Annotated in this window: 20 protein-coding genes; 13 read left to right on the top strand and 7 right to left on the bottom strand. The window is 48.1% G+C overall.

Features of this window, described 5'->3' with window-relative positions; all coding sequences use genetic code 11:
• Positions 1 to 21: 21 nt before the first annotated feature.
• Positions 22 to 498: a pyridoxamine 5'-phosphate oxidase family protein gene (locus KNQ05_RS07535; RefSeq protein ID WP_214804997.1), complete on the bottom strand. Its 477-nt coding sequence runs from the start codon at positions 496 to 498 to the stop codon at positions 22 to 24.
• Positions 499 to 663: 165 nt separating this feature from the next.
• Between KNQ05_RS07535 and KNQ05_RS07530 the strand changes: the two genes are divergently transcribed.
• Positions 664 to 1,674 carry an LLM class flavin-dependent oxidoreductase gene (locus KNQ05_RS07530; protein ID WP_214804995.1) on the top strand — a complete coding sequence of 337 codons (1,011 nt, stop codon included), beginning with the start codon at positions 664 to 666 and terminating at the stop codon, positions 1,672 to 1,674.
• A 19-nt stretch (positions 1,675 to 1,693) separates the two neighbouring features.
• On the opposite strand, the gene KNQ05_RS07525 is transcribed toward KNQ05_RS07530, so the two are convergent.
• The gene (locus KNQ05_RS07525) at positions 1,694 to 2,965 is read right to left on the bottom strand and encodes an MFS transporter (protein WP_214804993.1); all 1,272 of its coding nucleotides are present in this window, start codon (positions 2,963 to 2,965) and stop codon (positions 1,694 to 1,696) included.
• Between the two features lie 122 nt (positions 2,966 to 3,087).
• On the opposite strand from KNQ05_RS07525, the gene KNQ05_RS07520 reads away from it, so the two are divergent.
• Positions 3,088 to 4,275, top strand: coding sequence for a helix-turn-helix domain-containing protein (locus KNQ05_RS07520; RefSeq protein WP_214804991.1), 1,188 nt, complete (start codon positions 3,088 to 3,090; stop codon positions 4,273 to 4,275).
• A 323-nt stretch (positions 4,276 to 4,598) separates the two neighbouring features.
• Here KNQ05_RS07520 and KNQ05_RS07515 read toward each other — a convergent pair whose 3' ends face one another.
• Positions 4,599 to 6,035, bottom strand: a complete 1,437-nt coding sequence (locus KNQ05_RS07515) for a C40 family peptidase (protein WP_214804990.1) — start codon at positions 6,033 to 6,035, stop codon at positions 4,599 to 4,601.
• Positions 6,036 to 6,237: 202 nt separating this feature from the next.
• On the opposite strand from KNQ05_RS07515, the gene KNQ05_RS07510 reads away from it, so the two are divergent.
• Both KNQ05_RS07510 and KNQ05_RS07505 read left to right on the top strand, forming a co-directional pair.
• The gene (locus KNQ05_RS07510) at positions 6,238 to 7,950 is read left to right on the top strand and encodes an ABC transporter ATP-binding protein (protein WP_214771770.1); all 1,713 of its coding nucleotides are present in this window, start codon (positions 6,238 to 6,240) and stop codon (positions 7,948 to 7,950) included.
• A 152-nt stretch (positions 7,951 to 8,102) separates the two neighbouring features.
• Complete coding sequence (locus KNQ05_RS07505; RefSeq protein ID WP_088836743.1) at positions 8,103 to 8,963, top strand: DUF4003 family protein; 861 nt, start codon at positions 8,103 to 8,105, stop codon at positions 8,961 to 8,963.
• 38 nt (positions 8,964 to 9,001) lie between these two features.
• On the opposite strand, the gene KNQ05_RS07500 is transcribed toward KNQ05_RS07505, so the two are convergent.
• On the bottom strand, positions 9,002 to 10,249 hold the full coding sequence (locus KNQ05_RS07500) for a lysine N(6)-hydroxylase/L-ornithine N(5)-oxygenase family protein (RefSeq protein WP_214804987.1): 1,248 nt from the start codon (positions 10,247 to 10,249) through the stop codon (positions 9,002 to 9,004).
• Positions 10,250 to 10,326: 77 nt separating this feature from the next.
• Positions 10,327 to 11,457 (bottom strand): S1C family serine protease, encoded by a 1,131-nt coding sequence (locus KNQ05_RS07495; RefSeq protein WP_029333256.1) that lies wholly within the window; start codon positions 11,455 to 11,457, stop codon positions 10,327 to 10,329.
• A gap of 195 nt (positions 11,458 to 11,652) precedes the next feature.
• Here KNQ05_RS07495 and KNQ05_RS07490 point away from each other — a divergent pair, with 195 nt between their 5' ends.
• Positions 11,653 to 12,009, top strand: coding sequence for a DoxX family protein (locus KNQ05_RS07490; protein WP_214801127.1), 357 nt, complete (start codon positions 11,653 to 11,655; stop codon positions 12,007 to 12,009).
• A 43-nt stretch (positions 12,010 to 12,052) separates the two neighbouring features.
• On the opposite strand, the gene KNQ05_RS07485 is transcribed toward KNQ05_RS07490, so the two are convergent.
• A complete protein-coding gene (locus KNQ05_RS07485; protein ID WP_088836746.1) occupies positions 12,053 to 12,817 on the bottom strand; it encodes an SGNH/GDSL hydrolase family protein in 765 nt (254 codons plus the stop codon).
• A gap of 126 nt (positions 12,818 to 12,943) precedes the next feature.
• Here KNQ05_RS07485 and KNQ05_RS07480 point away from each other — a divergent pair, with 126 nt between their 5' ends.
• The 4 genes from KNQ05_RS07480 to hfq all read left to right on the top strand — a co-directional run bounded on the left by KNQ05_RS07480 (position 12,944) and on the right by hfq (position 16,549).
• A complete protein-coding gene (locus KNQ05_RS07480) occupies positions 12,944 to 13,864 on the top strand; it encodes an ABC transporter ATP-binding protein (RefSeq protein WP_029333260.1) in 921 nt (306 codons plus the stop codon).
• Complete coding sequence (locus KNQ05_RS07475; RefSeq protein ID WP_214804985.1) at positions 13,857 to 14,855, top strand: ABC transporter permease; 999 nt, start codon at positions 13,857 to 13,859, stop codon at positions 14,853 to 14,855. Before KNQ05_RS07480 ends, KNQ05_RS07475 begins: the two co-directional genes overlap by 8 nt.
• Positions 14,856 to 15,324: 469 nt before the next feature.
• Entirely contained in the window at positions 15,325 to 16,278 is a 954-nt protein-coding gene (miaA, locus tag KNQ05_RS07470) for a tRNA (adenosine(37)-N6)-dimethylallyltransferase MiaA (protein ID WP_214805078.1), read from the top strand.
• A gap of 22 nt (positions 16,279 to 16,300) precedes the next feature.
• Entirely contained in the window at positions 16,301 to 16,549 is a 249-nt protein-coding gene (gene hfq / locus KNQ05_RS07465) for an RNA chaperone Hfq (protein WP_029333264.1), read from the top strand.
• A gap of 155 nt (positions 16,550 to 16,704) precedes the next feature.
• On the opposite strand, the gene KNQ05_RS07460 is transcribed toward hfq, so the two are convergent.
• Positions 16,705 to 17,679, bottom strand: coding sequence for a tyrosine-type recombinase/integrase (locus KNQ05_RS07460; protein ID WP_088836748.1), 975 nt, complete (start codon positions 17,677 to 17,679; stop codon positions 16,705 to 16,707).
• Positions 17,680 to 17,813: 134 nt separating this feature from the next.
• Here KNQ05_RS07460 and hflX point away from each other — a divergent pair, with 134 nt between their 5' ends.
• The 4 genes from hflX (at position 17,814) to glnA (ending at position 22,269) form a co-directional block, all read left to right on the top strand.
• Positions 17,814 to 19,055: a GTPase HflX gene (gene hflX / locus KNQ05_RS07455; RefSeq protein ID WP_088836749.1), complete on the top strand. Its 1,242-nt coding sequence runs from the start codon at positions 17,814 to 17,816 to the stop codon at positions 19,053 to 19,055.
• 2 nt (positions 19,056 to 19,057) lie between these two features.
• The gene (locus KNQ05_RS07450; protein ID WP_088836750.1) at positions 19,058 to 20,335 is read left to right on the top strand and encodes a methionine gamma-lyase family protein; all 1,278 of its coding nucleotides are present in this window, start codon (positions 19,058 to 19,060) and stop codon (positions 20,333 to 20,335) included.
• A 139-nt stretch (positions 20,336 to 20,474) separates the two neighbouring features.
• Positions 20,475 to 20,873, top strand: coding sequence for a MerR family transcriptional regulator (locus KNQ05_RS07445; RefSeq protein WP_029333272.1), 399 nt, complete (start codon positions 20,475 to 20,477; stop codon positions 20,871 to 20,873).
• A 49-nt stretch (positions 20,874 to 20,922) separates the two neighbouring features.
• Complete coding sequence (gene glnA / locus KNQ05_RS07440; RefSeq protein ID WP_214804983.1) at positions 20,923 to 22,269, top strand: type I glutamate--ammonia ligase; 1,347 nt, start codon at positions 20,923 to 20,925, stop codon at positions 22,267 to 22,269.
• Positions 22,270 to 22,710 lie beyond the last annotated feature (441 nt).

The raw sequence follows: 22,710 nt of genomic DNA, 5'->3' as shown, positions 1-22,710 counted from the left end.
GAACGGCTGGATATCGAGCTATTACGTCAAATCAACGGTTTTGTTGATTTCGTTCGAGTCATCATTTCCTGTGACTTTCTTCAGGACTTGTTTGACAGACTTAGTCGCGTTTCCCGTTTCCCAGTACTCGGCAGCTTCCGTATCAATCTTGATTAAGACGACTTTCGGATCTTCGTAGCTTGTCCCGAGATACGCTTCGTAACGGGGGCTCCATAGTTCTTTTTTGCGGGCGACATCTTCGACGATTTCTGCTTTTCCGCGGATCGAGACGTATGATTTGTCGACATAGGCGACGTTGACGCTCGGATTTTTTAAGATTTCATTGTATTTCCCGGTTTCTTTAGAAGTGAGGAACCAGAGATCGCCATCGAACTCGATATCCTGTGTTTGCATCGGACGCGAGACAAGACCTTCATCTGACACTGTCGTCAGCATCGCCGTTTCGATTTTATCGACTAATTTTTTGACCGTTTCGACTGCTTCTTGATTCGTTGACATGTATAACACCCCATCTGTTCATTTTTTTTGCTCACTTTAAGAATGTTCCCTGAATTTAAAATTGAAAACGTCATCAATGAATCAAGAAGCAGTTTTATTGCATTCCGTCGTTTCCGAGGCGTACAGTCTAAGTATGAATTTCACTTCAAAGGAGCGTTTTACACGATGAAATTAAGTATATTGGATCAATCTCCTGTCTCAAAAGGGCAAACCCCATCCGAAGCATTACAAGAAACAGTCGATCTTGCAAAAACAGCAGATGAACTTGGCTACACACGCCTGTGGGTTTCGGAACACCACTTCGCGAAGACACTGGCCGGGTCGAGTCCGGAAGTCTTGATTGCCTACATGGCAGCGGTGACGAAACAAATCCGTCTTGGTTCAGGCGGCGTCATGTTACCTCATTATAGTCCTTACAAAGTTGCGGAAAACTTCCGTGTCCTCGAAGGGCTTGCCCCGAACCGGATTGACCTTGGGCTTGGCCGGGCACCGGGCGGCATGCCGCTAGCGACACGTGCCTTACAAGAAGGTTCGTCGCCACGCTTCGGCGGCGCGGACTATGGCGCACAGCTTGACGATCTCGTTGATTACCTAAAAGACGGCGCACCGGCCGATCACCGTTTCGCAGGACTCGTCGCAACACCGGAAGTCGACACGACACCGGAAGCGTGGTTGCTCGGATCAAGTGGCGGTAGTGCGTTAAATGCAGCACAACGCGGATTCGGTTTTGCATTCGCCCACTTCATCAACGGACAGGGCGGACAAGACGTGATGGATTATTACCGTCATAACTTCATGGCGACATCATTCAACGCGACACCGCAGACACTCGTCTCGATTTTTGTGACGTGTGCCGAAACGACGGAAGAAGCAGAACGGTTGGCATCCAGTCTTGATTTGTCATTGCTCTTACTCGAAAAAGGGGTTTCATCAACCGGAACACCGACACCGGAAGAAGCAGCGGCATACCAGTATTCGTTCCAGGATCAATTCCGGATTGCCGAAAACCGGAAACGGATAATCGTCGGAAATCCGGAAGACGTCGCCCGTCAATTGCAAGACCTCGCCGATTCATATGGAACGGACGAAGTCATGATTGCTTCGATGATTGCCGATAAAGAAGCGAAACAACAATCACTCCGTCTCATTATGGACGCGGTCAAAGCAACGGTTTAAATCAATCCGGACGTTCATCTCAGCTTGCTGAGGTGGACGTTTTTTCAGTTTCGGGAATCTGATCTTTTGCAAGACGTTCTGCCCGGACGTCATGCCGTAAGTGGAAAAATCCGATTCCGACCGTCACGAGTAAGCCGGATGAACTGATTGCGAGGATCAGATTGAGCGAGACGTAATCACTTAACAGGCCGAATAACAGCATCCCGATTGGTGTAATACCCATTGCGAGTGATTCGAGGACACCGATGACACGCCCTAAGTAAGCCGGATCGGTTTGACGTTGCACGAGCAGTTGAATCGGAATGTTTGACCGGAGAATAATGAACCCGACAGTGAAGGAGAAGATGAGAAAATAAGCAAATGTCCAGTTCGGCGGAACAATCCCGAGTAACGGTAATAAAGGGGAAAGGAATAGAAACCCGACTAAAGCAACCGACTGGAACAACGTCATCAATGGACGCTTAATCGTAAAGCGGGGGAGCGCAAGCAACAGCGAACTAAGCAAAAGACCCACACCTAAAGCTGCTTCAATCGTTCCGAACTGAAATGGTGTAACGTTGAGACGATCGAGTAAAATGATGGGATAGATGACTTCTAAGGCGATGAAAAAGAAATTCAACACAAGTGCCATCAAGATGAGTGTCGTCAGGACCCGTTGTTTGAATAAATAACGGTAGCCGGACTGAAAGTCTGCCCAAAACGAAGGCGGGCTTTCTTCATGAACAGCGGGGATGACGCGGAACGTCAGGCGCGTGTTCCACAGCGCAGCGAGAGAAAACAAGCTGAGCGGTAAGAGGGTGAAAAGGTGGATTGGTGCAAAGGCTAACAGGAAACCGGCCAGCATCGGAGCAACAATCGACGAAAGGGAACTGATACTTGAAATCAGGGAATTACCACGCTGTAATTCCGTATCGTCAAGCAAGCGGGGCAAGGAACTCATCAAGGTAACGGAGAGGAATGTCGAAAGAGCCGTTAAAAGGGCACTGACGATCATGTAATGAATCGTATGGACCGGGAACAGGGCGGCGTACCCGGCAAAACCGGCGAGTATGAAGGCACTCGTCGCCTCGGTCGTGACGATGATTTTTTTTCGGTTCCAGCGGTCGGACAGCACACCGGCAACGGGCGATAACAGAATCCGTGGCAGTGTCCCGGCGAGTAAGACGAGTGCGAATTGCAGCCCGGATGACGTTTCCCGTAATACGGTCAAACCCGCGACGAACGTAAAGAGACTCGCTGCGAACAACGAACAAAACTTACCGAACAGGAGCCGTTGTAAATTTTTCGACATCATGATTCCTCCTTTTTTGTTCAATTAAATTGAACTTTCCTTTATACTAGAGGAACAAGAGATATTTGTAAATACAAAAGTTAAATTTAATTTAACTTAATCAGTAGAATGAGGTGCCGGCCATGCTTGGACAACGAATTAAAAGTTTACGGAAAGCGAAAAAAATGACGCAGTCGGATGTCGCAGACGGCATCATGACGAAATCGATGCTCAGTATGATTGAGAACGGCAAGGCAACACCGTCTTTACCGGCGCTACAAGCAATCGCGCGTCGTCTGCATGTCTCGATCGATGAGTTGTTGATTGATCCCCGGGCGATCGAAATGAAGCAGCTGATTGAAAAAATCAATGCACGAACAAACGACTATTATGCGGAAGAACAGATCGCCGACATGCTCGCACCCTATTTAGAACCGGCGATTGATTCTTACTGGCAAGGTCGAATCTATGAGATGTATGGAAACGCATTACGTTTTTCGAACACGGAACAGGGCTTACATTATTTCGATTTAGCGGAGGAAATTTACAAGCGGCTTGAATTACGGGATGAACAGATGAATGTACAAATCTCGAAAGTCTATTTCTTATTTTTCCTGCGCCGTTACGAAGAGGCGTACCGGAAAGTGGATGCGATGATGATTTATCAGGACGTCCCACTTGCACATGAAACGTTTCTTGACTATCAAATGTTACAGGCAATCCGCGTCAGTGTGAACGAAGACAACTGGAGCCGGTCGATTGAATTTTTACGGGAAGGCATCCATTATATGCGGGAGAAGGGCGTCTACAGTGACGTCAGTAACTACCACCGATTGCTGGCATTGTTCTTAAGTCTAGACGGAGACTTTGAGGCGGCAAATCATGAGCTGGAAATACTGGAACATTTCTTTTTATTCACGGAAGCAACAGCATTCGAGCGGATTCTTGTCGAGTTGACGAAAGGGTCGATTGCGGTCCACCGAGAGGATTATGAAGGCGTCCGGTATGCGCGGGAACGACTCGTTGAAGTCAACATTGAAGCGTGTATTCATTACATCGGATACTTCGAGATCTATCTGTGTTTGTGGAAGGACTCAAAAGAGACACTCCCGTTTGACCTCCAAAGCGGTGTCGCTAACATTTGGCGCGGTGCACATTTATGGCAAGTTGGCGGTGAATACGATCACGCGATGATGTTATATGCGCTCGCATTAGCGATGCGCGCCGGGGTAGGGGTGGACCGTCAGGCAGAAGTGGAAGAAATGACGAAACAACTGTCACCGGGACGATTCAAACAAGAAATCGAGCAAATCTTAGCGGAATTATCGTAAAAAAACAGGGCTGACGCAAAAGTCGCTCCAGACGATTTTTGCGTCCGCGCTTTCCATGGGCGGAAGACCCGGCAGGAAGCGAGGATTGCGCTTCCTTTTCTTATAGGAGTCGAGGATGAACACTCGGCACATCTAAGATACCTATCGAAAAGAAAAAAAGGAGGCGTTTGCTTCACGCGACGCCTGCAGAAAAAAACGCAAAACTTACGCTGTCAGAGACAAAAAAGACCCGACCTCCTGTTCACTAAGGGCAGGAAATCGGGTCTTGTGTCTCCCCTGGAAAAAAGGGGGGAGAAAGTACTTTTTTAGTCAATCCTGTTGCATCAGAGGGTTTTAAAGCCCAGTAATTTTTGAGTCCAGTACTTTTCTGACAGACGACTGATGCCGAGTGACGGTGTATTGGCATGGATAAATTGGTCATTGTTCAACATGATTCCGATGTGGGTCGGACCTGCGGCATACGTATTCTCGAAGAAGATGATATCTCCGCGGACCGGCTGACGTAATTTCGACAGCTTCTGACCGAGGTACAGGTCGTTGTTCCAGTAGCCATTGACGTTCGTCCGCCCGACTTTGTAACCGGCCGTATTCAACGTGTAGTTGATAAAACCCGAGCAATCGAATCCGCCGTTGATCGGGCTACTCGACCCCCAGACGTACGGTGTCCCGAGATACTGTTGACCGATTGAAATCGCCCGTTCCATGACACCGGAAGCAGGGACAGTCGAGACAGGAGGCGGTGTTACGGGCGGAGTCGTCGCAACAGTCCCGGTCGTAATGTAGCTTTTCGCGACATAATAGTAACCTGTCCCGATTTTGATTTGGTACCATCCGGCAGCGGAACCCGTCGTTTCACCCATCACCTGAACGCTCGAACCGTGGGCAACTTGGGTGAAGACTTGTGAGGAAGTCGTTGGTGCCGTCCGGACATTCAAACCTGACGGCGCATTGACGGTATACGTTTTGGCTTGGTCGACCGGATTGATCGAGACGCCATTCGTTGCAGGCGGTGTTTCTTTTGCTGATGCAGCAACATAACTCGCGGCGACGTAGAGGACTTTTCCGTCGAGCTTAATTTGATACCAGGCGTCAATCGTACCCGTGACCGTCAAGAGCGTTTTATTCGGAATCGTTTTGTAGATTTGTGCCGAAGACGATGCTGCTAAGCGGGCATTCAGTCCGCCACTTGCGTTGACTGTATATTGTTTGGTCGTATCGACGGCTTTAACGGCTGTTGCGACAGGTGTCGTCACTGGTGGTTTCGATGTCGTTTTCACGGTTGATTTTTTCGCAGTGATGAGACTGGCATGGACGTATGCCGTCTTTTTCTTGTAGACGATTTGGTACCAAGAACCGGTTTTCTTTTTGACGGACACGGCTGCATTTTTAGTAAGTTGCCCGACTTTTTTGGAAGCCGTACTCGCTTTCTCACGAACATTGACACCAGCTGTATTCGTTATGTAAGTCGTTGTTGTCGTCGTTTTAGCTGTCGTCGTTTTTGCAGCGGTAGCTGCTTTCACATAACTCGAAGTGATGAATGCTTTTTTCGATTGATAACGAATTTCGTACCAAGAACCTGACTTTTTAACAGCGGTTACCGTTGTACCTTTTTTTAAGGTCGTGATGATGGGTGCGGAAGTAGTGGCAGCAGTTCGGATGTTGACATTTTCGGTTAACGTTAACTTTGTGGAGGCGGCTTCGACCGCGGTCGCTGAACTGACCAACGCGAGCGTCGTCAAAGCGAGAAGTGTCTTTTTCAAGTTGCGTAACTCCCTTCCAAAATGGTTCGAATAGAATCGTTGTTACCATTTTGTCATATGAGATGTTAATTCCCCTGTTTTTAAAATATATTTTTTATGAAAAAACTTACTTTGATTTTCAAAAATAATGATCTGTGTTTTGAGGCGCGATTAATCTAGAGTCTTCTTGTACACTAGAATTAGCTAGGAGGGGAATTTACAAATGTTAAAACGATTTTATCAATACTACATACCGCATAAACGCTTGTTTTGGCTCGATTTTTCGTCAGCCTTATTCGTCGGTATACTCGAGCTCGCGTTTCCGCTTGCCGTCCAGTGGTTCATCGATTCTTTGTTGCCAGAAGGCGAGCTGAACTGGATCATCTTAGTCAGTGTCGGTCTACTGTTGCTTTATGTCATCAGTACGATGATGCAGTTCGTCGTCAATTACTTCGGACATAAGCTCGGTATCAACATCGAGACCGACATGCGGCGCCAATTATTCGGACACGTTCAAAAACAGTCGTTCCGCTTTTTTGATAACACGAAAACAGGGCACATCATGAGCCGAATCACAAATGACTTGTTCGATATCGGGGAACTGGCTCACCACGGACCGGAAGATGCCTTCATTGCCGTGATGACGTTACTTGGTGCCTTCTCAATCATGCTGACGATTAATGCGCCGCTTGCGCTCGTTACCGTCATTGCTGTTCCGTTCCTGATTTGGTTGATTAGTTTCGCCAACGTCCGGATGAATCGTTCGTGGGACAAGATGTACGGCAATATCGCCGAAGTCAACTCCCGTGTCGAAGATAGCGTCTCAGGCATTCGTGTCGTCCAGTCGTTTACGAACGAAGCCCATGAAGTTGCACGGTTCGAGCAAGACAATGCAACGTTCCGTCAATCGAAGATCAATGCCTATAAAGTCATGAGTACGAGTCTGTCCGGTATTTACTTGACGACGCGGCTGATGACGCTCGCCGTTCTTGTGTACGGTGCCTATTTAAGTTACAACGGCCGCCTTAGTTACGGCGAACTTGTCGGGTTCATTCTCTACATGAACATTTTGCTGAAACCGATTGACAAAATCACGGCACTTCTCGAACTTTATCCGAAAGGGATGGCAGGTTTTAAGCGATTCGCTGAAATGATTGATCAGGATGATGAGCTGAAGGATGCGCCAGACGCAATCACGGTCGATCGTCTGCATGGTGCAATCGAGTTCGATGATGTTAGTTTCGGCTACGAAGCCGATCGATTGATTTTAAAAAATATCAACCTGTCCGTTGAACCCGGTCAGACAATTGCCTTCGTCGGAACGTCGGGTGCCGGGAAAACGACGATTTGTTCCTTAATCCCTCGCTTTTACGATGTTTTAGAAGGAGCGATTACGATTGACGGCATCGATGTAAGGCAGATGACAAAAGCTTCGCTCCGCCAACAAATCGGTATCGTTCAACAAGACGTCTTTCTCTTTTCAGGGACGATCGCTGAGAACATTGCTTACGGAGATTTAACGGCGAATCGGGCAGACATCATCGCAGCTGCCGAGCGCGCCCATCTCGGACAGATGATCGCTGATTTACCGGAAGGGTATGATACACAGATTGGGGAGCGGGGCTTGAAATTATCCGGGGGACAAAAGCAACGGCTGGCGATTGCCCGGATGTTCTTGAAGAATCCGCCGCTATTGATTCTAGATGAAGCGACATCTGCTCTTGATACGGAGACGGAAGCGATCATTCAAGAATCGCTCGCGGAACTCTCGAAAAACCGGACGACTTTAATCATTGCCCATCGTCTCGGGACGATTCGAAATGCGGACCGGATTCTTGTCGTCACGAAAGAGGGCATCATTGAAGACGGTACACATGACGAATTGATTAAAAATGGTGGTTATTTCTCCCGGTTACTTGAAAAACAACGGGTCTGACATGCCTTTAAAAACCGGGTACCGGCTGTCTTTTCATTTGAAAGACGAGGTGAACCCGGTTTTTTCTTTTGAGGAACTTCGACGCGCATAGTCAGATTCGGGAATGATTTGTCAGGAAAAGGGGAAAACAGAACCGAAGGGAGGGCGCTTTGATGTACGGATTATTTTGTGAAAACTACAATAAGACCTATGCCATTCTCCGCGAGGAAACGTCCCACGACTTCCGCCGTTTTTTTGCCTTATCGTATACGATTCAAGACGTCGTGTTCGACCGGGCGGCCTACGATCGCTTAGCGCATGCCATTAAACGGAAGACAACACGCTTTTCAGCACTTCAAAGTCGTTATACGCCACTGCTGATTTCGCAACTTCAACTTTATAGCGACCGACCGGAACAGTTAGTCGAGCAAGTGATTGAAGCTGAAAAGCATATTAAACGGCGCTTCATCAAAGACAAAGCCGTCCGCCCGTTTTTTGCCCTTGGAGAGCTCTTGAATCGACAGCGCGGTACGGACGCTTTGCCGGTCGTCGAACACTTTCGAGCAGAACGCCCGGGGTTGAATGTGACGAAACAATACGTCGTCACGGCAGCATTGATGGACCAAAAACAATTGCTCGCATCCTTCGTCGAGGATGTCAAGACGAGTGAAGAATGGCTCAGTAAATGGATGGGACCGTCAAGCGAACGATTGATTGCCGCTCAAATCCTTGCTACGTCAAACAATCAAGCAGAACAAAAAAAACGGATTGAAAATTGGGTGGACATGCTTGAAAAACGGGAAGTTCGCATGTTTGAACGCCTATTCCCGCTACTCGCCCTGTTACGTTCGACTGATCGTGTCGACTTGATATACGTGACACGGGTCGTCGACCGGGAACGGTCGCGGAATCGGTTTTCCGAAGAAGTCAACTGGTTGCTTGCGTTTCATCTATTACTCGCTAAAGCGGGGCATAGCCGGTTGCAGTCAACCTTACTTGTACTCGAAACGCTTGAATTGACGAAAAAACGCTAAAAAGTAGCTCGCCATATATTTGGCGAGCTACTTTTTTGTCAGTCGAACGTCGTAAACGTTGCATGCTGTTCGACAGGATACAACTCTTTCCCGGCGACATCATTTAAAATCAATTGATTTCGTGAGACCGACATACCTAGATTGTCGGCGGCAGGACCGTGCGAAAGCTCTAAGTTCGTCGTCGCGTACAACTGATGATTTGTTGCGATGGAACGAACGACCCGGTAATTCGCATCGACTTTCCAAGCCTGTTCACCTTCGAACTCGATGTTCAATCGGTCAATGAAGCGCGGTAATGCCGGGACGAAACCGGTTGCTGCGACAACGGCATCCGTGTTTGATGTCCGGACTTGGTTGAGTTCCGTATGCCGCATTTTGATTGCAAATGACGTATCGTGCGTAATTTGTTCGACCTCAAGATTTGCGCGAATCTGGACGCGGTCTTTTTGATCCGTCGTCAAATCATAGAGGTGTTCGTAAATGGCCTGTAAGGTTTCCGGACTGATCCCGTTTTGCGACCGCGTGAATTTCGAAACGGCCTCTTGCCGTGTTTCAAGTGGTAATTGATTAAAATACGTGACATAACTCGGTGAAAAGATTTCTTCGCCGAGTTTTCCGGTCTCAAGCGTTTCAAAAATCGTCGAACGTGAAATCCACTCGAGTTCGAGATCCGGCGAGCGGTCGCTCGTCAATAGATCAAGGAAAATTTCTGCTGCACTTTGACCCGATCCGACGATGGAAATTTTATTTTTCGACAGGAGCTGTTCTTTTTCCATGACATATTGTGTGTTGTGAATGACGCTTGAATCAAACGTATCGGGAATTGAAGGTTTAGCCCCTGTTCCGATGACGACGTTACGTGTTTCATATGTCTTCCGTTCACCCGTCTTGACGTCTTCGACAAGCACTTCATAACTATCACCCGTGTCCTGAACATCGATGACGCGGGTCGAAAAACATAAGTCATCGAGTTGGGTCGCGACCCATTTCAAATACGAGTTGTATTCTTGGCGCGAAATCAATAATTTTTCATAAAAATAAAACGTATGCAAACGATTGATGGAACGCAAATAGTTTAAATAAGTAAAAGAAGACGTCGGATCAGCAAGTGTGACTAAGTCAGAGATGAAACTCGTTTGCATCATCGAGTCTTTAATCATCATCCCGGGATGCCATGAAAATTGTTCGCTTTCATCAAAAAAAAGTGTCCGTAATGGTGTTGGATGAGCGAGTGCGCTCAACCCTAAATTCATCGGTCCAATCCCGATGCCGATCAAATCATACATAAAGAGAGCCCCCCAAAGATATTGTTCTAAAACAATACCCGATATGGGAGGCAATTGAAACGTCTTGATGTGGAAGATTATAACTGATCGGTTGTCGTCGTCGTTGTTTTAACGGTTGATGTTTTACCATCGCGGATAATCGTCAACGTGATGTCACCGTCCGATTTAATCAGCGCCGTCTTGATGTCGACAAAACTCTCAATCGCCGATCCGTTAATTTTCGTGATGACGTCACCTGTTTTCAGCTTCGCGGAGGCAGCCGGACTGTTCGGTTCAACTGACATGATGACGACACCGGTTTTTTGGGATTCAGGCAACTTGACTTGATCAAGCAAATAACCGGCCGGGAAGGCGGAAACGTCCTGCAAGGCGACACCAAGCGTCGGATGTTTGACTTCACCGGTCGTTTCAAGCTGTTTTAGGATGGGGAGCGCATCGTCGATCGGAATGCTGAAACCAACGCCTTCGACGCCCGTTTCAGCAATCTTCATCGAGTTGATTCCGACGAGCTGACCTTGTTCGTTGATTAAGGCACCACCAGAGTTACCGGGGTTGATGGCTGCATCGGTCTGAATGACGGTCGTATTGAAGTCATCTTGCCCATCGCTGTTCGTATCGACAGGGACCGTCCGGTCATTTGAACTGACGATTCCACGTGTGACGGAGTTTTGGAATTCACCGAGCGGGTTTCCGATGGCGAGCACGGTTTGACCGGCTTTTAAGTCAGCCGATTTTCCGACCGTGATGACAGCGGGAACGTCTTTTGCGTCGACCTCGAGAACGGCAAGATCGTATGTTGCGTCGCTACCGAGTAACTTTGCGCTCAAAGTGTTACCGTCGTTTAATGTCACTTCGAGTTTCGAGGCACCGTCGACGACGTGGTGGTTCGTAATGATGTAGGCCTTTCCGTCTGCTTTTTTATAGATGACACCGGAACCAGATCCGCTCGCCGCTTCTTCTTGCGTCATGCTGTTACCGGTTTGGTAGTTCGTGACGGTAACGACCGATTTTTGGGCGGATGCGACGGCGTTCGTCACAGGGTCATTTGACGTCGTTGAAACTTGTTTCGGCATCCCGTTTGAAAGAGGTGTGTCGGCAACTTGTTGTTCTTGATCCATCAAAAGTGGAAAGGCGATCGTTGCCGTCAAAACGGCACCGATGATGCCTCCTGTCAGTCCGGGTAAAAGTTGTTTTGTTTTTCCTGCCATATCGACCATTCCTTCCTTATCAATTTCTATTTTTACTGTATCAGATATCCAAACTGAAAATGAAATTGCGGACGTTTTTCCAAAATGACTCATCATTCCCCACAATTGATCGACAGTTTCTTATAGTTGAGCGAAAAGGGTTCGTCCGTTACACTGAGTTTGGTTCTTACTTATATCAACGGGGAGATGGAAGTCATGAAGTATGTTTTACGTTTGTTGTACGGTGGAGGATTATTATTTGCTGGGGTCGGTCATTTTCGAAACGAAAAAGGATTTGTCAGCATCATGCCGTCCTTTATTCCGTTTAAGCGGTTTTTCGTTCAAGTGACGGGTATCATCGAAGTTTTGTACGGCTTCATGTTGTTGACAGGTAAAGGTGTCGATATCGTTCGCAAGACACTACCTGGCTTTTTATATGCCGTCTTACCGGCGAACGTCAACATGGCCGTCAATCCACAACCCATCAACGGTAAAAAATTGCCGGCCTGGGCGTTATGGACACGTTTGCCGCTGCAATGGGTCTTAATCGCCTTAGCCAAACGTCTGAAATGAAATGAAGCCGCCGAGTCGATGTGATTCGGCGGCTTTCTTTGGATTAAAAACGTTTATTGACAGCGAGCAGGGAAGCTTTCGCAATTTGTTCGTACGTTGAATCATTCGGGTGGAACTGATCACTTGAGAGATCGCGTTTGACGTCACGGACTAGGTTGAACGTATCGATGACTTCAATATCATATTCGAGTCCGAGTTGACGCGACTCGGCATTCCAATTTTGGACGATTGCGTCAAATGCCTCCCCATTTTCACTGGCACGGAAAGGATTATACAGTCCGACGTAGAAGATGACGGCATCGGGATTTTCATCTCGGAGGATTTTAAAGGTCTTCTCCAAGTTGGTTTGAGCTGATTTAATCGTATCAGCAGTCTTTTTTGCATCAAAGTTTGCGACACCTTCACCACGGTTGAACAAATCATTCCCGCCAATCGTCACCGAAATGACTTTTGCCTGGCTAAGGGAGCGAAGGACTTCTTTTTGTTCAAGTTGCTTCAGTAGATCTTCCGTCCGGGCTCCGCTGACGGCGAGATTTTGGAAACGTTCGACGGTGTTGTCTTTTGTAAGTTCTTGACCGACGATTGCTGCATAACTGTTTCCGTTCGAAGCACCGACGCCGCGTGTCAACGAGTCACCTAAAGCGACGTAAGTCCCGCCTTTTGCAACGGGTTCTTCTTTCGTTGGTGTCAAGACCGCCCGTTTTGGTGGATTAACGACGTCGTTATAGGCGCTTGCAAATCCGTACCCGAAAAGTGCGGTCAAGATGAGCGAAACGCTTAAAAATAAAGGCCAAGCATATCGTTTCATGAATCGTTCCTCCTTTTACTGTTACGATGATTGTAGCAAAACTTTAGAAAATGTGCGGTTTTGAAGTGCTTAGACGAGTCAAATCATTCATTATTCCGCTAGAATAGACCATAAGAGGTGAAAAACGTGAATCCAACTGTAAAATTAGAATCGGTCACGAAGGTGATTGGAAAGAAAACGATTATCGATAACATTTCGTTTGAAATCTTCCCAGGTGAAGTCTTTGGATTTCTCGGTCCGAACGGGGCAGGGAAAACAACGACGATCCGGATGCTCGTCGGATTGATTAAACCGACGTCGGGTAAAATCACGGTCTGTGATTTTGACGTCCGCAAACAATTTGTTCAAGCGATGGAGCGGATTGGCTCGATCGTTGAAAACCCAGAGCTTTACAAATATTTGAGTGGGCGCGAAAACTTGCGTGTCTTCGCCCGGATGTTACCGAATGTCGATGAAGCTCGGATTCAAGAAGTAATTGACTTGGTCGACTTGACGGCGCGGGTCGACGATCAAGTCCGGACGTATTCCCTCGGGATGCGTCAACGCCTTGGAATCGCCCAAGCCTTGCTCGGTCGTCCAAGTGTTTTGATACTCGATGAACCAACAAACGGACTCGATCCGATGGGGATTCGTGATTTACGGCAATTCATTCGGAAGCTCGTTGATGAGACAGGATTATCAGTTTTAGTCTCGAGCCACATCCTGGCTGAGATTGAGATGCTCGCTGACCGGGTCGCCATCATGAGTTACGGCAAAATCGTTCAAGTCGGGACGGTCAAGGAGCTCGTCGAGTCGCTTGCTCCAGGTGTCGACTGGCGGGTCGATGATGCCTTCAAAGCAAATGAAATTTTATCCGCGTCTGAAGACGTCCAGGTCTCTGAAGTCGTTGACGCGAATACCGTCCATACATTGATGGATTCAAGTAAGACACCGGCACTCAACAAACAGCTGTTTGAAGCCGGCGTCGAAGTCTGGACGATTGAACGAAAAGTCCAGACGCTCGAAGATCTCTTCATCACATTGACGGGGGGAGATCATATTGCGTAATCCGAACATGCTTGGTCTCGTCCGCAACGAAGTGACGAAAATTGCTTCGAAAAAGCGCTTCGCCGTCGTCGCAATCATTTTAATCGTTCTTGTGTCGATGTTTACGTATGCACAGTATCGTGACATCCAAGAACAAATTAAGAAACAAGGTACGCTCGATTGGCGTGTCGAACTGCAACAAGACATCGTCGATACACAGAATCGACTGGCCTCGAGCAGTATTCAAGACGAGTTCCGCCAGTTTTTAGAATTTGATTTAAAACAGAATCAATACTACCTCGATAATGATATCAATCCGAACTATCCGGGTGCGCCGACGTTCATCCGCATTTTCTTCTCACAAGGATTAACGTTAATCTTACCGCTCTTCATCATCGTCATTATGGCGGACATCGTCAGCGGGGAGCAAAACGATGGAACGATCAAGACGCTTCTGTCGCGACCGGTCCGGCGCTGGAAAATTTTGATGGCGAAATGGATCACGGTTTTACTCTATACTTCGATGCTGATGGCATTGACCGCGTTCGTCTGTTACGCGATTTCCGGCATCGTCCTCGGGTATGATGGCTGGACCGCCCCGATTTTGACCGGGTTCCAAGCATCGCCGAGCGGGACGTTTTCGACCGAATTCGTGCATACGATTCCGATGTGGGAATACCTCCTGATGGCAATCGGTCTCGCCTGGATCGTCACAGCCGTCGTCGGAACGATTGCGTTGATGGTCTCTGTCCTCGTCAAGAATACGGCGACCGGGATTGGCATCATGATGGCAGTCTTGATTTCCGGAACATTGTTGACGACACTCGGTTCGAGCTGGACAAGTTCGAAATACCTCGTTAACGTCAACTTTGGACTAATCAATTATCTGGATGGTCAAGCACCACCGATTGAAGGCATGACGTTGCCATTCTCGCTTGCCGTCCTTGGCTGTTGGACAGTCGCGACACTTGGAATCGCCTTCTGGAACTTTACGCAAAAAGATATGTATTAATAAAAAATCCCCTGTCCCGAATTCGGAACAGGGGGTTTTCGCAACGGGCAAGCCCGTCACTTGGAATCGAGAGGCAGAGCCTCTAATGGAAAGCCGATGCAGGTCAACTTCCGCGCTACGTACCAATCGTATCTTAATCATAGCGATTCCATTAATTGGTGTCAAACATGCTCGAATGGGTTTACAGTTGTCGCAAATTGTAAAAAGGTAGGTAACAGATAAAAGAGGAGGGGCTATGATGGCAGATTGGGGTATTATGTTGACAGGGTTAGTGATTTGCGGATGGTGTGTATTCAGCGCAATTTATGACGACTTCATTCGTCGTGTCTAATATTTTTTTCGTAACAAGTAGAGTACATGTCCTTTTTCTTCAGGATAGGTGCTCTTTTTTTGTCTTAAAACGGCTACGGCAGAATTGTGAATTATGGTACACTGACATCAAAAATGATCAGTGTAGGAATGGTGATGCATAGTGAAACAACCAGTCATCGTCATCGTCGGTCCGACTGCGGTCGGAAAAACGAAGACAGGTATAGAATTAGCGAAGCGCTTGAATGGTGAAATCATCTCCGGTGACTCCGTTCAGGTCTATCAAGGAATGGACATCGGTTCAGCGAAAGTGACAGAAGAAGAAATGGACGGTGTAGCGCATCATATGCTCGACCTTGTCAATCCGGATGATGAGATGAGTGTTGCTCGTTTCCAGACGCTGGCACGCCAGGCGATTGCGGACATTGCAGGTCGAGAGAAATTACCAATCATCGTCGGCGGGACCGGCTTATACATCCGGGCGATTTTGTATGACTATCAATTTACAGCACAAGCGGAAAATAAAGAATTGCGGCAGGAGCTGGAACAATTTGCAGCGGAGCAAGGCGCAGTCGCACTCCATGAACGCTTGCGTCAACTCGATCCGAATCGGGCAGAGGAAATTCATCCGAACAATGTGCAACGGGTCGTCCGGGCGATTGAAGTCGCCGAGAGTGGACAGACACAAACGTCCGGTAGTGAACCGAGCTTATATGAGAGCTTGCTGTTCGTCTTACATATGGACGACCGGGATCGCTTATATGACCGAATCAATGAGCGGGTCGATTTGATGGTGGGGCAGGGACTCGTCGAGGAAGTCCGGCAGCTTGTTGACGCCGGCTTCGCCGATACGAAAGCGATGCAAGCAATCGGCTACAAGGAAATCGTCCCTGTTTTGAGTGGCGCGCCACTTGAACCGGCGGTCGAACAGCTCAAACGTAACACGCGACGCTTCGCAAAACGGCAGTTAACGTGGTTCCGTCATCAATTTGATGGCGTTTGGGTAGAAATGGGAACGATTTCATTTGAACAAAACTTCAAAATTATCTATGATAGAACAGTAGGGTTTCTGAAAGCGGTTAACTCGGACTGGCCTGAAGACAGAAACAGATAAAATAGAGGGGGCACGGGGTCTTATGAAAGCGACATACAACATTCAAGACTATTTTTTAAATCAATTACGAAAAGATGCGGTTCCAACAACCGTCTTCTTAATCAGTGGGTATCAATTACGGGGATTAATCAAATCATTCGATAACTTCACGGTCATCCTAGAATCAGAAGGAAAACAACAACTGATTTATAAGCATGCCATTTCGACGTTCGCGCCGGCACGTAACGTGACGTTGTACGAACAAGAGGAAACGGAAGAAGTATCGCGTTAAACAAGACGGCCGCGGGGGCCATCTTGTAAGAAATGCAATCCATTTAGATGAAAGGTCACTGCGAAGTGACTCTTCATCTTTTTTTGTGGAGGATGACGAATGGTACAAGAAAAAGATGCCGGCGTCTTGTACCATTTGCCTTTACAGCACATTCATCATAATAACTCTTTTAATTCTTCAAATGCTTCCGCGTATCGTCTTAACGAGACGTCTTTATAGAGACATGTCTTCGTCAGGCGGTCTTCTGTCGTCATCTCGTCGACATACGTTTTCAAGATGAAGCTGTTACGGAGCATCGACGGGGTGATCAATCGTTTGTTATCCGACCGTTCATTGAGTTGCCGCATCATTTTCGTGATCATGACGATCGAGAGCTGCTTCGGCGCATTTTTACTATAGAGCCAGCGGAACGTCATCCGGGCGAAGTCGAAGGCGACGAAAAACGGGTCCGTTGTATGATAACGTGGACGGACGGGTTCCGGAACGGTCTTCAAGTAACGGAGCATGACGTCCTGATCCTCACGCTCGATATGCAATTTGTACGTGTTCCCGAGCCGGTCGTGGACGAGCATCTCTTGCTGGGCAAAATTGAGGTCTTGCATCTTCAGCCCGATGATGTGGTGAACGCGTAGTCCGTACCGGTAGAACAACCGTAAAATCAATTCATTGCGGTCGATCAAGTACGGGCGGGCGACGAGCTGATGATCGGTCAAACCGCGGTCGGACTGATTCGTCCGGATCAACTGGTCATATTCTTTCTGCGACGCGACATGGTGTGGACCGAGCTCATGGGTCGGCTGGGCATACTCAATTAGTTTTGCTTTTGATTGTCGGATTTGATAGTTCAATTGATTGATGACGGTGACGATCCGGGCGACCGTCGCTTGTTTATAGAGTTTTTCTTCGATCAAGTATTCGTTGATGAATGTCTTCCAGGCATCGAGCGAAATTGCTTTGAAATCATCAATCGTCTCGAGCGGTTGGTCGACTTCCGTCATGTACCGGTGAACCTCGATTAAATCATAACGGTAGCGTCGGACGGTCGAGTCCTGTCGACCGCTGACCGTTAAATAGAGGAGATACCGTTCGATGAACTCGGGCAACGTATAATCCAGTCGTTCGCGTGCCATGTTCCGCCTCCTTCAACCTTGTTATTCTTATCATAAACCGAACGAATGTTTCCTGTCCAAAAAAGTTCAGACGGATAGCGGCGTGTGGTATGATTAGGGACGCAGAATGTCTTTATCTTGAAAGGAATGATTTTATGTCAGAACGCGTTATTGTCGTCGGTTGTCAGCTCCCCGATGTGGCAGACCATATTTATGCAGAATCGGTCGCGGAGCTTGAAGCACTCGTCACGACTGCGCACGGGGTCGTCGTTGGACGACTCGATCAAAAACGGCAGGCAGTCGATCGGCGTACATTTATCGGAAAAGGGAAGGTCGAGGAACTGGTCGCGCTAGCGGAAGAACTCGAACCGGATTTAATTATTTTTAATGCAGAAGTCACACCCGGTCAGATGAAGAACATCCGGATTGCACTTGAAGACCCGGAATCGATCAAATTGATTGACCGGACCCAATTGATTCTCGATATCTTCGCCGGGCGTGCTCAGTCACGGGAAGGGAAACTTCAAGTCGAGCTCGCGCAAATGAGTTATTTGTTACCGCGTCTCAGTGGACAAGGAACGCAACTGTCACGTCTTGGTGGCGGAATCGGGACACGTGGTCCGGGTGAATCGAAACTTGAGACGGACCGTCGACACATCCGTCGCCGTGTCGATGAAATCAAGAAACAGCTCGAAACATCGGTCGCACACCGAGCGCGTTACCGGGAACGCCGTAAAGAAAATCAGACGTTCCAAATCGCGCTCGTCGGGTATACGAATGCCGGGAAGTCGACGATTTTCAATCGCTTGACGCATGCTGACACGTATGAAAAAAATGAATTGTTCGCGACGCTCGATCCATTGACACGTCAGTTCGATTTACCGGAAGGCGGACAAATCCTGTTGACGGATACGGTTGGTTTCATCCAGGACCTTCCGACGAAACTGATTGCTGCCTTCCGTTCGACGCTGGAAGAAGTGCTTGAAGCCGATTTAATCCTCCATGTCATTGATGCTTCGAGTGAACATTATCTCAACCAAATGCAGACGACGAACGATGTCCTCGATGAGCTCGGAGCGGGTGATATTCCGCAACTCGAAGTCTTCAATAAAAAAGACCAGTTGACAGACTTGTTCGCCGGCGGAAAATTGCTGATTTCAGCACTCGATCCGACTGATATCGAACGGTTAACGCTCGAAATCGAAAAGTCGATCAGTGAGATTTTGGAATATCTCGAAATCCGGATTCCGGTCGAGGCGTTTGCCCACTACAACCCGGCAAAAGAAGTCATGATGAATTTAAAAGAACAATATGAAGAGGATGGATCGGTCACGCTCAAAGGGTACTTGCGTAAAGACACGCGTCTCTACTCGACATTGAAACAATACGAGGTGTAAGCATGTTTACAGAATTAACGCATTATGAAACGATTCGTCCCTTCATCGAGACGGCGGAGACGCGAATCGCTCCCGGGATCAAACGGACGCAAGAAATCGCGGAATACAATCAGTTTCGCGTCTTGAACGCGTTCCGGAAACACAAAGTCAGCGATTTTCACTTCATGCCGTCGACAGGTTACGGCTATAACGATGAAGGGCGCGATACGCTCGAACGGATTTATGCCGACGTCTTCGGTGCAGAAGCCGGACTTTGCCGTGCGCAAATTATCAGTGGGACCCATGCGATCGGGATTGCGTTGTTCGGGTTACTCTTGCCGGGAGACGAATTACTGTATATCACAGGCAAACCGTACGACACGCTCGAAGAAATCGTCGGCATCCGGGGTGACGGGCGGGGCTCGCTAAAAGAACTCGGTGTCACCTATGATGTCGTCGAGATGAAACAGGCGGAGACGATTGATATCGATGCCGTTCTCGCCCGGATCACAAGCAAGACGAAAGTCGTCGGGATTCAACGGTCGAAAGGTTATGCGACACGGCGCAGCTTACCGGTCGAAGAAATCGGTCACGCGATTGCGACGATTAAAGCCGTCCATCCGGACGTCATCGTCTTTGTTGACAACTGTTACGGCGAGTTCGTCGAGACGATGGAACCGACCCACGTCGGGGCTGACTTGATGGCAGGCTCACTGATTAAAAATCCGGGTGGGGGTCTCGCGAAAACTGGCGGCTACCTCGTCGGACGGACGGACTTGATCGAACGGGCATCGTTCCGAATGACGACTCCGGGCATCGGCGCGGAAGCGGGACCGTCGCTCTACTCGCTCCAAGACATGTATCAAGGCTTCTATATGGCGCCGCACACGGTCAGCCAGGCATTGATGGGGGCAATGTTCACGTCGAGCATGATGGAGCAGTTCGGTTTCGATACGGCACCGCATTACGCAGCAGAGCGGACGGATTTGATTCAATCGGTCTCGTTCCATGCCCCGGAACCGATGATTGCCTTTTGTCAGGCGATTCAAGCGGCGTCACCGGTCAATGCTCATGCTTTACCGATTCCGGACTATATGCCCGGATATGCGGATGATGTCATCATGGCAGCAGGGACATTCATCCAAGGGTCGTCGATCGAATTGTCGGCAGACGGACCGATTCGTGCGCCCTATACGGCTTACGTCCAAGGCGGGTTGACATTTAGTCACGTCAAAATCGCCATCATTTCTGCCGTCGACCATTTGATGGAAAAACAATTGCTTCCGCAAACGCGGGTTTAAAATAATTACAAACTGTGAAAAGACCTTTGATGACAGGTTGTCTGACTTGTGGGAAAGTTGTGTTAACTTTCCTGACATAGCTTGACAACTTGCCTCACAGAGGTTTATTCTCATGGAGTAAGGAAAAAGGAGGAACGACATGGCAGACGTAACACGACAGTCCAAGCCACTGTTTCCGATCGGAGTCGTTCAAGAGTTGACCGCGTTATCTGCCCGGCAGATCCGTTACTATGAAGAACAGGGACTGATCAAACCGGAACGGACAGAGACGAAACGCCGCCTCTACTCGTTCAACGATGTTGATCGTTTACTGTCGATCAAGGAATATTTGGATCAGGGACTGAATATCGCAGGGATTAAAATGATTTTTGACAATGATCTCATCAAACGAGAACGCGTTGCGGAGACGGTCGTCAAGACACGTCCGGAACTATCCGATGGAGAGTTGTATAAACTCCTGAAAAATCAACTGAAGGAAGCAGGTCAACCTGGAAAAACGTCGCTCATCCAAGGTGAGCTCGGGCGTTTCTTCAAGTAAGTACCTGTTACCATATATGAAAAACAGAATCGGAGAGGGGAACTGTTACATGACACGCCGCAACATTACACGAGAAGACATTATGAAAATCGCTAAAGCTGAGGACGTACGGTTTATTCGTCTACAATTCACAGATATCCTCGGTACAATCAAGAACGTTGAAATTCCAGTAAGTCAATTGGAGAAGGCACTTGATAATAAGATGATGTTCGATGGTTCGTCGATTGAAGGATTCGTCCGGATCGAAGAATCAGATATGTATCTCTTCCCAGACTTAAATACATGGGTTGTCTTCCCATGGACTGAAGATGGAACAGGTAAAGTCGCACGTCTCATTTGTGACATTCACAATCCAGATGGCACATCGTTCTCAGGTGATCCACGTGGTCAATTGAAACGCGTACTTAAAGAAATGGAAGAGCTTGGTTTCTCTTCATTCAACGTCGGACCAGAACCGGAATTCTTCCTCTTCAAAAAGGATGAAAACGGTCGCCCGACACTTGAATTAAACGACCAAGGTGGATACTTCGACCTCGCACCTGTCGATCTCGGTGAGAACTGCCGTAAAGAAATCGTCATCGAGCTCGAAAACATGGGCTTTGAAATCGAAGCGTCACACCACGAAGTCGCACCGGGTCAACACGAAATCGACTTTAAATATGCGGATGCGATCACGACTGCCGATAACATCCAAACGTTTAAACTCGTCGTTAAGACGATTGCTGCGAAACATAACTTGCACGCGACATTCATGCCGAAACCGCTCTTCGGTGTCAACGGTTCAGGTATGCATGCGAACATGTCCCTCTTCAAAGGAAACGAAAACGTCTTCTTCGACGAAGAGAACAGCAACATGCAACTCTCTGACGATGCACGCGCCTTCACAGCAGGTATCCTGAAGCACGCTCGTGCCTTCACAGCTGTCTGTAACCCGACAGTCAACTCGTACAAACGTCTTGTTCCTGGTTATGAAGCACCTTGCTACGTCGCATGGTCAGCCCGTAACCGTTCACCGCTCGTCCGAGTTCCTGCTGCACGTGGTCTTTCAACTCGAATCGAAGTTCGTTCAGTTGACCCGGCGGCTAACCCGTACCTTGCACTTGCGACATTGCTTGCGTCAGGTCTTGACGGAATCAAAAACAACTTGCAAGCACCTGCACCAATCGACCGTAACATCTACGTCATGGACAAACCAGAACGTGTTGCGAACGGCATCGATGATTTACCATCAACACTCAGCCATGCACTCGAAGTACTCAAAGCAGATGACGTCATCATGCACGCACTCGGCGATCACATCGCGGAACACTTCGTTGAGCTCAAAGAAATCGAGTGGGATATGTTCCGGACACAAGTCACGGAATGGGAACGCGATCAGTACATGGTCTTGTTCTAAGTCTACTGGAAACGCCCGAATTTATTTCGGGCGTTTTTTAGCGTGTGGACAAAGCAACATAAAGTGATAAAAGCATCTCTCTTTTCCGTTGCTTTCCTCGGGCGAGGCGCAAGCCGTTGCTCCTTTATCCTCTCGGACAATGAGCAGGGTCTTGCCTGCCTCTGACAGTGCGTTAAAAACGCACTTTTTCCCGTAGGAGTCAACGGAAGAGAGATGCTTTTTAGACCGTCGTGCAGCCGTTTTGAAGATGAGACGAGACAGGAAAGTGCAACACGCAAGCATATCGGTATAAACCTTTCATTAGAGTTTATCTACAGCCTGGAACGTCTGAATTTATTTCGGGCGTTTTTTGTGAGAATTCAATTGATGGATGCTTACATTTTTGTGATTTTATTAATTTTTTGATTTTCGAAAGGTGCATGCGTCTATTTAGGGAATAGA

It is taken from the genome of Exiguobacterium sp. s125, assembly GCF_018618605.1.
In the GTDB taxonomy this organism is placed as follows: domain Bacteria; phylum Bacillota; class Bacilli; order Exiguobacteriales; family Exiguobacteriaceae; genus Exiguobacterium_A; species Exiguobacterium_A oxidotolerans.
Note: the sequence above shows the minus strand (reverse complement) of the source record. Positions and strands in the feature narration are given on the sequence as shown.

Coding starts and splice junctions, on each gene's coding strand:
- hflX (WP_088836749.1), top strand. CDS start 17,814: ATGTCAGAACGCGTTATTGTCGTCGGTTGTCAGCTCCCCGATGTGGCA.
- KNQ05_RS07485 (WP_088836746.1), bottom strand. CDS start 12,817: ATGAAACGATATGCTTGGCCTTTATTTTTAAGCGTTTCGCTCATCTTG.
- KNQ05_RS07525 (WP_214804993.1), bottom strand. CDS start 2,965: ATGTCGAAAAATTTACAACGGCTCCTGTTCGGTAAGTTTTGTTCGTTG.
- KNQ05_RS07495 (WP_029333256.1), bottom strand. CDS start 11,457: ATGGCAGGAAAAACAAAACAACTTTTACCCGGACTGACAGGAGGCATC.
- KNQ05_RS07500 (WP_214804987.1), bottom strand. CDS start 10,249: ATGTATGATTTGATCGGCATCGGGATTGGACCGATGAATTTAGGGTTG.
- KNQ05_RS07450 (WP_088836750.1), top strand. CDS start 19,058: ATGTTTACAGAATTAACGCATTATGAAACGATTCGTCCCTTCATCGAG.
- KNQ05_RS07530 (WP_214804995.1), top strand. CDS start 664: ATGAAATTAAGTATATTGGATCAATCTCCTGTCTCAAAAGGGCAAACC.
- KNQ05_RS07460 (WP_088836748.1), bottom strand. CDS start 17,679: ATGGCACGCGAACGACTGGATTATACGTTGCCCGAGTTCATCGAACGG.
- glnA (WP_214804983.1), top strand. CDS start 20,923: ATGACACGCCGCAACATTACACGAGAAGACATTATGAAAATCGCTAAA.
- KNQ05_RS07490 (WP_214801127.1), top strand. CDS start 11,653: ATGAAGTATGTTTTACGTTTGTTGTACGGTGGAGGATTATTATTTGCT.
- KNQ05_RS07505 (WP_088836743.1), top strand. CDS start 8,103: ATGTACGGATTATTTTGTGAAAACTACAATAAGACCTATGCCATTCTC.
- KNQ05_RS07535 (WP_214804997.1), bottom strand. CDS start 498: ATGTCAACGAATCAAGAAGCAGTCGAAACGGTCAAAAAATTAGTCGAT.
- KNQ05_RS07520 (WP_214804991.1), top strand. CDS start 3,088: ATGCTTGGACAACGAATTAAAAGTTTACGGAAAGCGAAAAAAATGACG.
- hfq (WP_029333264.1), top strand. CDS start 16,301: ATGAAAGCGACATACAACATTCAAGACTATTTTTTAAATCAATTACGA.
- KNQ05_RS07510 (WP_214771770.1), top strand. CDS start 6,238: ATGTTAAAACGATTTTATCAATACTACATACCGCATAAACGCTTGTTT.
- KNQ05_RS07445 (WP_029333272.1), top strand. CDS start 20,475: ATGGCAGACGTAACACGACAGTCCAAGCCACTGTTTCCGATCGGAGTC.